We start from the raw sequence: 11,985 nt of genomic DNA, 5'->3' as shown, positions 1-11,985 counted from the left end.
CAATCAGAAATCAGAAAAGTTTACGTAAATCACTTTTAGTTCCATAGCTTTGGAAAGATTTAAAATTCATTATGGCAGTATTACATAGAAAAGAAGAGAAAATAGAAGTTGTGCTAAGTAAGCTTCCAAAAGATTATACAGATGAGCAATTTGTGGAAACCTTTATCCAGCTTTATTCAAAAGACTGGGGAAAGATCAAAGCTAATTATATCAAACAATCGCAGGATAAAGAACCTGGAACAATTATCACCATGCCTAAGCCGGAACTGTACTTAAAAAGTGTTTTAACAGTTTACCTGGAAAACAGAGCCAAAAAAGATTAAAAATATAGTATAGAAGTATAAGTGTTTCATTTATACTTCTATCAATGTATAGCCTGCATCAGTTCAGGCCTGTTATTAATTACTCCTTTAATCACTGTAGCATTTACAGCTTTGTCCACTCTGTAGCAATCCATCAATTCGTCCGGATAAGCTTTGCATAAATTCAGCAGGTCAGCAGTTCCCAGATCTTTACTCAGCCAGAGTGCTTCTTCTTCTCTGCTTAATATAACCGGCATCCTGAATTTAGGTGCATGGACTTTACCAACGGTTTCATTAGCCTGAGTAGTCATAATGGTAAAAGAGCGATAGACTTCTTCTGAAAACTGATCTTTCCATTGACTCCAAAGGCCTGCAAAAGCAAACAAATCTCTGTCTTTTAAAACAAAACGGTAGGGCAAAGTATCTCCGGTTTTTTTATCCCATTCATAAAAGCCATCTGCCAGTATCAGGCAGGTTTTACGATGTGTGATCAGCGGTGCGAACGTTTTCTTAGCCATAATCTCTTCAGAACGGGCATTAAGCGTTGAAAAATCAAGTTTTGTACTTTGAGCCCAGTACGGAACCAGTCCAAAGTGCATCAGCTGTGCGGTATCAGGTTCATCGGCAGTAATCACCAATCCTTTTTGGGTAGGTGCAAGATTATAATTGGGTTTGTAATCAGCAGGGAATTTAACCTGGTAACGGATTAATAATTCCTTTTGGGCTTTAGTAAGCGTATAGCGTGCACACATTTTTATATCTTTGCTTAATGAGTTATAAAGTAACCAAATTTGAAGTTAGTTTTGAAGGTAAATCTATTCCTGTATCGGTACATTCAGTAACAGATGGTGAAGAGACAAATCACATTGTCTCTATTGATGACCATGAAAACTTCGAAATCAAAATGACTAAAGAAAACAAATGGAAGGCTGATCATGGCACTGGAATCAATGAAGATCTCCTTGATTTAATTACAGGTCATTATCAGGCTCCTTAATTTGGTATCAGATCAGTTCATTTGCTGTTATGTAGGCTGTAGCTGCTTTGAAATCTTTAAATATGCGGTCAGCACCAGCGAGTTTCTCATGACTTTCTTCATCGCCCTGAATGGCAAAACAAGTTAAATCAGCATTTTTAGCAGCCAGCAATCCGTTTACCGTATCTTCAAAGACCAGGCATTCATTTTTAGCGAATCCAATTTTCTGAACAGCAAGATTATAAGATTCCGGATCAGGCTTGCTTTTTGCCACATCACTTCTGGTTACCAGATGCTTAAAATATTTTCCAAGTCCGTTTTTCCGGAACAATTCATCTACATCAGCTCTTTTACTTGCCGTAACAAGTGCCATAGCAATCCCTTTTGATAAAAAGAAATCCATCGTTTCCTCTACATAAGGCATGAGTTCAATCGTGCTGGTAATTAAACGTTGATTCGTGAGTTCTTCTTTCCTGGTGATCAATACATCCAGAGGAGAGGCTATTTCATATAATTCCTTTAACCTTTTAGCATTTCCAGGTAAGGGAATACCTGCAAAGTTTCTCAGGAAATCCGAATATTCGAGCTGAACATCAGATTCTGCCAGTATCTCATTCCATACCTGGTAATGAAAATGTTCTGAATCTACGAGTGTACCATCTAAATCAAAAAGCAGTGCTTTAAATTTCGTCATGAACAGAGTTATTTTTTATTATTTAATTTTATCCAGGCTACTAAATCATTAATTAATGTTTCAGATACACTTGATGCCATAGCGTACTGACGGGTATCACCTTTTTCTACCTGAGAACTCAATAAATGGTTCAAATCAGGATATAGTTTCAGTGTTACGTTGTTCTTCTTATTTAATGCAGCATCCCATAATTCATAATCACGTGTCGAAACCTGGAAATCGTTCCCTCCCTGTACAATCAAAATGCGTTGTTTGTTTATTTTTTTTGCAGTTTCTACCTGATTGTATTTATTCAGATCAATCCAATAAGATACTGGCAGACCTAAAATCGTGGAGTCTGCTTTCATATTACCTAAAGCGACTAACCTGGTTCTGTTAAGCTCCTTATTTAGCTCAGCAAACTTGACTTTAGTAGCTTGCGTAGTATCTTTTGACGCATCGAATACAGCTTTCTCCTGTTCAGTGATCAAATCTGTAAAACTTCTGGCCGGAGCTGCGGCCAGTATTATTCCGCTTAATTCAGGTGTCAGTGCAGCTATTTTAGGCGCTAACATTCCTCCAAGGCTATGCCCCAGCAGATAAATTTGTTTTTTATCAATATCAGGTATGGTAGCAGCCAAATTTACTGCGGCAACTGCATCATCGATTACTTCTTCCTTTACAGTAAATGCACCTCCAAATTCACCACTATAAATTCTTGTTCTTTTTACATACCGTATACTGGCAACCCCTTTGGCAGCAAAGCCCGCAGCAAGATCTTTGAAAGGCTTGTTTGGGCCAACGGTTTCATCCATATCCCCAGGCCCTGAACCATGTACAAGAACTACAATCGGAAAATTCTTTGTGTTTTTTGGTGTAGTAAGCACACCAACCAGGCTATGCCCGGGAGTCTTGACATATATTTCTTTTTCTGTATATAAGGTTGTATCTGCATAGGCAGGATTCAGGTATTTTGCCTCATTTTTAACAGGAGCAGGAGTAAAACCAACCATATTTCCAGCTTTATTATAAATAAGTCTGAAACTTTGTGTGGTATTCGCAAATTTCCCGTCCACAATAACAATAAAAAAATCGCCATTAACTTTACTTTCAACCCCGTTCGCTGATTCAAACTTACCAAGTTTCTCGTTAAACACCCCCCATAGTTTCTGCAAATCTTCCACAGAAATCTTAGCGGAAACACTTGGATCAAAATATGCCTGTGCTTCAGTAAATTTCTTCTGATTCATCAGCTCAAAGAAATCTGCTGAACGGTTAAACAGTTTAATAATGTCTTGTGAAAATGACAAGGTAGAGCACAGCATTGCAAAGATTATCAGCGTAATTTTTTTCATGTAATTGATATGGCTTTAAAATCAAAGCTAACATATTTTTGACTTAAATATCACGCTCTCCATGAAAAAATCAGGTAGCTTAGGGCAAGTATATTTGCTTTATAAATTAACTGAATTACGTGTATTTATCATTTGAAAGAAGAAATATGACAACCAGAAAAAAAATACGTGTGTGCGTTGCAGGAGCAACTGGCTGGGCAGGCTCAGAACTTTGCAAAGGGATTGTTTTAACAGATGACCTGGAATTGGTTTCAGCAGTTTCCCGTAAAAGCGCGGGTAAAAATCTGAATGACCTGCTGAATTTATCCGGTACGCAAAATATTCCTGTTTTCGGAACAATAGAAGAGGCTTTAGCTATTCCCTGTGATGTTTTAGTAGATTATACAAAACCAGATATTGCGAAACATCAGGTAATTACTGCGATCAATCAAGGTGTTAATGTTGTGGTTGGCACATCAGGTCTTTCGGATGCTGATTATGAAGAAATCAGCCTGGTAGCTAATGAACATAAACAAGCTGTACTGGCTGTTGGAAATTTCGCAATCAGCGTTGTCCTGTTGAACAAGTTTGCTGAAATGGCCGCGAAGTATATGCCGAACTGGGAAATCATTGATTACGCAAGTGACCGTAAAATTGATTCTCCAAGTGGAAGTACATTAGAACTTGCGAACAGGTTATCTAAGGTTAGGGAATCCAATAAAACTATTCCAATTGCAGATACTAAAGGAATTAAGGAAACCAGAGGTGCAGATATTAACGGGATGCAGGTACATTCGGTCAGATTACCCGGATATGTAATTGCACTGGAAACTATTTTCGGAATGGAAGATGAAAAGCTGATTATCAAACATGAAGCCGGAGGCAGTGCGAAACCATATGTTCAGGGGGCTTTACTGGCCATCAGAAAAGTGGATACTTTTACCGGTTTAAAAAGAGGTTTGGATAATGTAATGGACTTTAATTCATAAACTTCTGCACTAATGTTCAACTACAAAATACTCCAGCTGTTATGGACAGCATAGAATTCAGCACAAGTTCAATTGATATGAAAATAGATCATAACATTTGGAATTGTGCTGAATTAATACCTAGATTTATGATATCAATTTAATATCATTTAAATACTATATTCATGAAAGTAGAAAAGATCGTTACGCCCTTTAATGGTTATCTGGTTATCTTCCTTTTAGTCATTACTGCAGGCTTATTAGCTTATGCCGTAAGTGACCAGCAAATTATGCTGATTATCGCCTGCATCCCTATATTAATTATTTTGGCTAAGGGTTTGATTATTGTCAGCCCAAATAGCTCAAAGGTGCTGCTGCTGTTTGGAAAGTATAAAGGAAGTATCAAACAAAATGGGATGTTCTGGATCAATCCATTGTACACCAGGTTTAGTTATTCACTGCGTGCAAGAAACTTTGAAAGTGAAAAAATCAAAGTAAATGATAAAATGGGAAATCCGATCCTGATCAGCGTTATCCTGGTCTGGAGAGTAAAAGATACTTTTAAAGTCGCATTTGAGGTAGATAATTATACGACGTTTATCAAAATACAAACAGATTCAGCAGTAAGAAAACTTGCGGGTTCTTTTCCATATGATCATTTTGAAGACGAAACAGCTACAATTACGCTAAGTACCAACTTTGATGATGTAAATATTGCATTGGAAAAAGAATTAGCAGAAAGGCTGGATATTGCCGGGATAGAGGTTATAGAATCAAGAATCGGCTATCTGGCTTACGCTCCTGAGATTGCACACTCAATGCTGAGAAGACAGCAAGCTTCTGCTGTAGTGGCAGCGCGCCACAAGATTGTGGAAGGGGCCGTTGGAATGGTAGAAAGCGCACTTAAACTCCTGGCCGACAAGAAAATCATAGAGTTTGATGATGACAGAAAAGCAACTATGGTCAGTAATTTAATGGTTGTCCTTTGTGGTGATAGCGAGACAAAACCTGTGATCAATACCGGGACATTAAATCAATAAATATGTCAGATAAGAAATCATTTGCGTTAAGGATAGATTCAGAAACGATGAAGGCTATAGAGAAATGGGCTGCTGATGAATTTCGTAGTGTTAATGGTCAGATTGAGTGGATGCTGAATAATAGCCTTAAAAACGCAAAAAGAATAAAAGGGGTACAAAAAGATAACCCTGAAAAATAAGAAAACAAGAACTGGAAAATAGATGACCGGACAATCAATTCAAAAACTACAATACTTATGCAATACGATACCTCAGCTTTTGAATGAAATTGATGATCATATATTTTCCTTAAAACCGGGTGCTGCGCAATGGAGCAAGAAAGAAATCATTGGTCATCTTATTGATTGTGCTGTGACCAATCATCAGCGTTTTGTGAGAAGCCAGTTCGAGGATGTTCCAAAAATCACTTATGATCAGTACAGCCCCCGTTAATTTGCACTAAAGGCACAATTATCCCTTTTATTCGGTTTAGATACCCTTATAAATCCGAATTCACATTGATAAAATAGCTGTTCACGTAATAAAATAGCAGAAATTACATTATATCCTTATTATTAAGAATAAATAAGGCTAATTATGGGAAATCTATCAAAAGCTATATTGGTAACAGCCACTTTAGAAGTCGCTCTACTTTTATTAGTATTCTTTATCAAATTAACGGATGGAGCTTTCCCCTTTTATAATATAGCACTCGTTACCGGCGAAACCATCATGGTTGTTTTGATAAGTCTGATTGGTATATTAATAGTCAAATCAATGAAATCAGACTTCCGGATAGACAATTGAGTTTTCCATTGTTAAATGATTTGAGCTAATACGTAAGTAAACGACTATATTTGGCGCTCTATTCAATTTAACCATCACAATGGATCAGCCACTGCCCGATACTCTTATTAATCTGTTAAATTACAGCTATTCCATGGCGAAAGCTCTTCTGGAAGAGCAAGGCGAGTTCTACCCTATTGGTGTTTGTGTCGATCAGGAAGGGAAAACCATGCAAAGATTGAGCAAAGACGATACTGAAGACCTCCCGCTTGCAAGTATACTGGTAGATCAGATACAGCTTGATTTCATAAGCAGGTTATCTGCGGGAACGATTACAGCTTATTCAATCGTTTATGAGGCCACTGTTACGAATCAACAATATCCAGAGCCCACTCATGTGCTGATCGCTAAGTTTAGTGGTACAGACACTGATACTGAAGGGTCTTGCTTCCTGCCTTACAAAATCACTGATCAAGCAGTTGAGTTTTTAGAACCCTGGCTGGAATAAGCCCGATCTTTTTCAGATTTGACGAGGTGAGTATTTATAGACTAAACGTATATTTAGCTACAACTCTTTTTATTATATAATTGTCGAAAAATTACTGAGGAAAATGTATCTCAAACATTAAGAATATTTTCTCCTTTAGTTATCTTTGCAAAAAAACACACGAAACGATGAGCGAAACTACACAGTACCCAGTCCTGAAACATATTGTAAATGTAATTAAGAATGCGATCGCAGATTCTAAAGTTGAAGAGCAATCACAAAGCGTTTCAATTATAAAAGATGGGAATGATTCAATTCACATTAAACAATTATTTGATAGCACTGAAGATATCGCTACAATTTTCATCACTGATAAAAAAGAAATATTATTTAGTGAAGATCTATTAGAAACTCTGCAAGACATAGAAGACAGCGCTAAAGGTGATGCAGCATTAAAAAAATCATTACAGGCTACTACTATCATTGTAAATGACCTGACTATTGAAACAGATTTTATATTTCAAGCAGTTAAAGAATCATTTAATGAACTAAGTGATAGCTATGAATTTATAAAAACAACAGATAAAAACATAGAGGAGCTTGCTGCTCAGTTTAAATTTGGCGATAACAGATTCGATATAAAACTTAAAAATGAATCAGATATAATCCGCATCGAAGCTCTGGTTAATGAAGCTGTAACTCCAAAAGTTAAAAAGATTATTGAAGCAGACGTTGTTAAAATTGAACAAGGTCTGACTAAAATGTTCAAAGAAGATAAATAATTTGAAGATAGGATCAGGTGGTTAATGTGCTGATCTGAAAAAAATTGTTAAAAAGACGCCAGTGATGGCGTCTTTTTTTGTAGTATCTGAATTTTTGTGTAAGTAAGAAAAAAGTCACGCCAACCATTTACACAAAATTCCTCACAGGCTCCTACGCACTAACGACTAGAGTTACTCAAGTGGCACTTTTTCATTTACTAGTAATTATGGTAGATGTGGTTTGACCTTTTAAACCATGAACAAGGCAATTATTTCAATTACAGCTACTACATAAATAGATGTAATACCACTGTATCCTGATCAAAAACATATTAAGATTTAACCAATGGATAAAATCTATTAAAATAAAACCAACTATATTGATTCGTTATTTATATTTGATAGATAGATATACATTTACCTGCTTTCCTCATGCTAACGAACAAGAAATACAAATCTGATAAGATTGTTAAACCATTTTTGGTTATTTTATGGGTATTACCTTTTATAGCATATTATAGCCATCAACGTCAGGGTGTAATAATTGGATTAATATTTATAGCCATTACATTTTTATTTGGAGTTACAACCTTTAGATATTTCAAAGAGGGAAATAAAAGGGCTGGATTCTTCGGAATGATCGCGTATATACTCTTCATTTCCTTTATAATCTACCTTATTAGGTTCTTAAATGTACAGTTATGAAAACATGGCATATAAAATCTCACAATATTCTGTTATCTGGAGACGGAGCAAATACCAGTTCTCTTCAATTTAACGGGATATGGATTAAATTTATAGAACAAGGGCGTATTATAATAACCCAAACACATCAATGCAGGTTTATAGATACTGTAACTGCTAATGGTCAACAAGGTAGAATACGGAGTGGTGAAACGACAAGGTCTGATGGCAGAATAGAGGAAGTTTTTGGTAAACTGAAAATAGAGAATTCTCCTACTCATCACCAAAACTTAATGAACGTAAATGGGCTACAATCCTTATTCCCGCAAGGCATACGTAATTTTAACAACCTAATTTATAACATTAGATCCTATAATAAAGCGCATTTTAGCGAAGGAAAGAACTTCTATACTGAGCGTAAAGGCTATGGTAAAAGATATTTGGATGGTGCATTTACATTAGGCTCAACAGGGCCTTTATTAGGATCAGTATTTGCTGCTGGTGCAGCAGCTTCTTATGCAGCCAAAACGTTTTCTTATATTGGAATAGGAAGTCAAACTGTGGGCTTAGTTACTGATGTTTCTTTCAGTAATTTGTATGAGAATCTTGTAAAACAATCAACTAAAGATCCGGTAATCATTTTGGATTTTGATAAAGAAAACGATAGTCTAAGAGACTCTACGGGGCATATTGTTCGTGCATTCAACAAAAACATTATCAGTAAAAACAATGAGGTCATTACTGAAGAAAACATCTTCCAAACAATGATTCATAGTGTTTCTGGATATATAGATGGCTATATGAAACGAGCGAAGAGCTTACATTAATTAATGGCATTCTCAACGCCATTAATCCTACAAATCGTCAGCTCAACATTTTGCAAAAAAACAGATACAGTGACTTGGGACCAGAAAAATTAATGATCAAGGTAATATTGTAAATAATCCATATTAATAATAAAACCTATGAAATATACATTCTATATCATCTTATTATTTGGCATTTTTAATGTTAATCTAACATATGCACAAAATTTCCCTAAGTCCGGAGATAATTTCCCAAATCCCAGGTTGAAAAAATTTACAGGAATTTGGGTGTCTACACAAGGTATTGATACAATTAAAATACAATTTAATTTTGAAAACATTAAACTACCTATGAATATGACGGCTGATGCTTTAGTCGGATATATTTTATATAAAAAAGGAGATCAGGTGATAGAAAATACTATTAAGGATGCTCACCTTAAATATGAGTGTGGAAAAAGTTCTATGATTATTGGAGTGAATGATTTGGAAGGTAATTTAACCGGGTGGATTAGGGATGGGCAAACAAGCCAATCGTTCAAATATGAATTTATACCAAGTTCTGATTTAAATACGATGACTGCTGTACTTCAATTATCCGAACGAATTTATGTGAATGAAAAACCAGGCAAAGGTTACCCTAACGAGATGGTGTTTAGACGTGAATAATAGGATTAGAGTAACTATTCCATTTTATAATTTACAAGTAATATTCACAAGATTATAGCCAAAAACAAACTCAAATCAATATCCAGAATTTGCACCTACCTCTTAAGATAGAAACAAATTTTGGATATTGAAGAGGTGTTATATGTTGATATTTTACAAGGGGGAAATTAAGATATAAAGAGGGAGATACTGAAGTTGGATCAAGTTATAAACTTGTGGAGCAGGCTCTTTTTTAAGCATAAATTTTGACACGCTAAACAGAAAGTCTTTGCTGTCACGGATGCTCTTAAGCCTCTGGAAGTTGCGCTGAAAGCTTTCAATTTGCATGGGAATGACTCAGGAGAAACAAGGCCGGGCTGTTCGTAAATAAATTCAAAATAGCTAAATCATAAAGCTATATCGGCCGGGTACTGCCTGAGTATTGCCTGAGTACTCGTTAGGGTAAGAGCAATGCTAAAGTAACGTGAGAGCATGGCAAGTCCAAGTCAAAACAACTAGTTGAAACAACATGGACTCGACATGCTTACAGCCCGTTCTCAACCTGGTGTCATCCCGACCATCACTCAGGCACAACCAAACCATAACTAGTTGAAGATTAATGAAATTATAATTTTCCCTTTAACTAACCCACGGACAACTGCGGACAATTGCAGACAGCTGCGGACAATTACGGACATTTTTTACGCATCAGGATAATCTTTAACGCGAATAGTTTACATTGGTGGAAACATATTTATTTATTATGGGAAGTTTAACGGGTAAAATTTCAAAGGGAATCCTGGACGATTTCATTTTTAAAGCAGCAGTTTGGCGTACAGGTTGTTTCAAAAGTTCTGTACCGGGCAAAAGGAAACAAGCAATGGAAACCCAAAGGCATCAGAGAATTTTTGTCAAAGTAGTCAGCCTGGAAAAAACAGGGTCTTTCATCCCCCTGAGAATTCCGCTGAAGCGTTGACCGATCTCTTATCAAAGTAATCAGGAGCGTTTAATAAGGATAAATTGAACTATAAAATCAGGAAGTAATCAGCTGATTAAAGAATCGTAACCAGCTACTTTGAACTCAAAAAATATCAAACCCAAAACTTGAAATTTAATCCCTGATCCAAAAGTTTATGACTTGATCCAATCAATATCCAGAATTTGCACCTAACCCTTAAATATAAGATAGAAACAAATTTTGGATATTGAAAAGGTGTTATATGTTGATATTTTACAAGGGGGAAACTAAGATATACAGAGGGGAGATATTAAACTTTAAGCTTCGGAAAAGAGTATATTAATTACAAAAGGTCTTAAAAAAAAGAAAGGGTTGTTCCATCCAGACACATCCCTATTCTAACCAAATATAAACCTGTATGAACGGGTTTTCTCTTTAAAATTCCGGTAGTGTTGCTGTCATTTCTAATGACTCATCCTTGATCCGGAAAATATTTACTGCTTATTTTCTGATACAAATATATACAACTTTTATATAGTGTACAAATTACACTAACGATTATTTTAAATAAAACATTTCTATGACGAATCAACGACAAATCATGCGCTGCAATCAGGAAACGAACATTAAAAATTTGAATTTAGCCCCTATTTGTGGCTAACAATTGAATGATGTCATCCTCAGTACCATCAAAAGGTCCGTAAGATTCCATTTTTAAGCTGGCCATAGCAGCACCGAACTCACCCGCATCCTGTATACCAACACCTTTTACTCTTTGAGATAAATAACCTGCCATATAAGTATCGCCACATCCTGTCGCATCTACTTCAGCTACCGGTCTGAAGGCAGGAATATCATAAAATACACCATCTCCATAAATCACAGAACCTAAACTAGCCCTGGTAATTACAACTTCCTGAACACCCCAGTCCGTTAAAATCTTCACTCCCTCCTGAATCCCCACAACTCCCGTCAATACTTCCAGTTCAGCTTCATCAGCCTTTACCGTATGTACATACTGAAGCGCTTGCTTTTTATCCTTCCAATCCACCGCACAAACACTTTGTCCCTTAACTTCACGCAAATATCCCTGAACATCTAATGAAACCCTGCTCCTGCCCGCTAACTCTCTGATCAGCTCCACAGAAATATCATTTGATAGTAATGGCCCCAAATGGAAAATTTTAGCGTCAACAGCCTTAAACTGCTCCACAGTAAAAGGATCAGACTCCTGCAATACCCTTTGCGTCCGGTGATCCAGATTTCCAGCGTAGATATTCTCGAAATAAACGGTTTTTGCACTCGGAAAAACGATAACATCTGTACCTTTTGTACGCAAATCCAATACAAAACCCATCTCACTTTGTGCTATCGCCGTAACCAGGCCATAGTTAATCCCCATGCTGCGGATTGCATTAGAAAAATAAAATGATGTTCCTCCCGCCATATGTTTTTCAGTAGTTGGCGTAACCACTCTGTCTAGCGTAATATGACCTACACAACAAATATCGTACATATACATTTATAATAATCCTGATCAGCTGAACCGCTAACAAGCCACAAATGTATCAAATGATTTAATT

15 protein-coding genes are annotated in these 11,985 nt (G+C 36.3%); 11 read left to right on the top strand and 4 right to left on the bottom strand.

The window, feature by feature from the left end; translation table 11 throughout:
- Window positions 1-71: 71 nt before the first annotated feature.
- A complete protein-coding gene (locus tag AB3G38_RS00155) occupies window positions 72-323 on the top strand; it encodes a hypothetical protein (protein ID WP_367866474.1) in 252 nt (83 codons plus the stop codon).
- 41 nt (window positions 324-364) lie between these two features.
- Here the strand turns inward: AB3G38_RS00155 and AB3G38_RS00150 are convergent, their stop codons facing one another.
- Entirely contained in the window at window positions 365-1,054 is a 690-nt protein-coding gene (locus tag AB3G38_RS00150) for an SOS response-associated peptidase (RefSeq protein ID WP_367866473.1), read from the bottom strand.
- A 17-nt stretch (window positions 1,055-1,071) separates the two neighbouring features.
- Between AB3G38_RS00150 and AB3G38_RS00145 the strand changes: the two genes are divergently transcribed.
- Window positions 1,072-1,299 (top strand): hypothetical protein, encoded by a 228-nt coding sequence (locus tag AB3G38_RS00145; protein WP_367866472.1) that lies wholly within the window; start codon window positions 1,072-1,074, stop codon window positions 1,297-1,299.
- 7 nt (window positions 1,300-1,306) lie between these two features.
- Here AB3G38_RS00145 and AB3G38_RS00140 read toward each other — a convergent pair whose 3' ends face one another.
- Window positions 1,307-1,972: an HAD family hydrolase gene (locus AB3G38_RS00140; RefSeq protein WP_367866471.1), complete on the bottom strand. Its 666-nt coding sequence runs from the start codon at window positions 1,970-1,972 to the stop codon at window positions 1,307-1,309.
- Between the two features lie 8 nt (window positions 1,973-1,980).
- The gene (locus tag AB3G38_RS00135) at window positions 1,981-3,306 is read right to left on the bottom strand and encodes an alpha/beta fold hydrolase (protein ID WP_367866470.1); all 1,326 of its coding nucleotides are present in this window, start codon (window positions 3,304-3,306) and stop codon (window positions 1,981-1,983) included.
- 146 nt (window positions 3,307-3,452) lie between these two features.
- Between AB3G38_RS00135 and dapB the strand changes: the two genes are divergently transcribed.
- The 9 genes from dapB to AB3G38_RS00090 all read left to right on the top strand — a co-directional run bounded on the left by dapB (window position 3,453) and on the right by AB3G38_RS00090 (window position 10,420).
- Entirely contained in the window at window positions 3,453-4,274 is an 822-nt protein-coding gene (dapB, locus tag AB3G38_RS00130) for a 4-hydroxy-tetrahydrodipicolinate reductase (RefSeq protein ID WP_367866469.1), read from the top strand.
- A gap of 164 nt (window positions 4,275-4,438) precedes the next feature.
- The gene (locus tag AB3G38_RS00125) at window positions 4,439-5,293 is read left to right on the top strand and encodes an SPFH domain-containing protein (protein WP_367866468.1); all 855 of its coding nucleotides are present in this window, start codon (window positions 4,439-4,441) and stop codon (window positions 5,291-5,293) included.
- A 2-nt stretch (window positions 5,294-5,295) separates the two neighbouring features.
- Window positions 5,296-5,472, top strand: coding sequence for an Arc family DNA binding domain-containing protein (locus AB3G38_RS00120; protein ID WP_367866467.1), 177 nt, complete (start codon window positions 5,296-5,298; stop codon window positions 5,470-5,472).
- A gap of 22 nt (window positions 5,473-5,494) precedes the next feature.
- Entirely contained in the window at window positions 5,495-5,725 is a 231-nt protein-coding gene (locus AB3G38_RS00115; RefSeq protein ID WP_367866466.1) for a hypothetical protein, read from the top strand.
- A 487-nt stretch (window positions 5,726-6,212) separates the two neighbouring features.
- The gene (locus AB3G38_RS00110; RefSeq protein WP_367866465.1) at window positions 6,213-6,566 is read left to right on the top strand and encodes a hypothetical protein; all 354 of its coding nucleotides are present in this window, start codon (window positions 6,213-6,215) and stop codon (window positions 6,564-6,566) included.
- A 167-nt stretch (window positions 6,567-6,733) separates the two neighbouring features.
- The gene (locus tag AB3G38_RS00105; protein WP_367866464.1) at window positions 6,734-7,327 is read left to right on the top strand and encodes a hypothetical protein; all 594 of its coding nucleotides are present in this window, start codon (window positions 6,734-6,736) and stop codon (window positions 7,325-7,327) included.
- 680 nt (window positions 7,328-8,007) lie between these two features.
- Window positions 8,008-8,817, top strand: a complete 810-nt coding sequence (locus AB3G38_RS00100) for a hypothetical protein (protein ID WP_367866463.1) — start codon at window positions 8,008-8,010, stop codon at window positions 8,815-8,817.
- A 138-nt stretch (window positions 8,818-8,955) separates the two neighbouring features.
- Window positions 8,956-9,465, top strand: coding sequence for a DUF6705 family protein (locus AB3G38_RS00095; protein WP_367866462.1), 510 nt, complete (start codon window positions 8,956-8,958; stop codon window positions 9,463-9,465).
- A 742-nt stretch (window positions 9,466-10,207) separates the two neighbouring features.
- Entirely contained in the window at window positions 10,208-10,420 is a 213-nt protein-coding gene (locus AB3G38_RS00090) for a hypothetical protein (RefSeq protein WP_367866461.1), read from the top strand.
- A 622-nt stretch (window positions 10,421-11,042) separates the two neighbouring features.
- Here AB3G38_RS00090 and AB3G38_RS00085 read toward each other — a convergent pair.
- Window positions 11,043-11,918 (bottom strand): PfkB family carbohydrate kinase, encoded by an 876-nt coding sequence (locus AB3G38_RS00085; RefSeq protein ID WP_367866460.1) that lies wholly within the window; start codon window positions 11,916-11,918, stop codon window positions 11,043-11,045.
- Window positions 11,919-11,985: the final 67 nt, after the last annotated feature.

The sequence above is a fragment of the Pedobacter sp. WC2423 genome (assembly GCF_040822065.1).
Lineage (GTDB): Bacteria > Bacteroidota > Bacteroidia > Sphingobacteriales > Sphingobacteriaceae > Pedobacter.
Note: the sequence above shows the minus strand (reverse complement) of the source record. Positions and strands in the feature narration are given on the sequence as shown.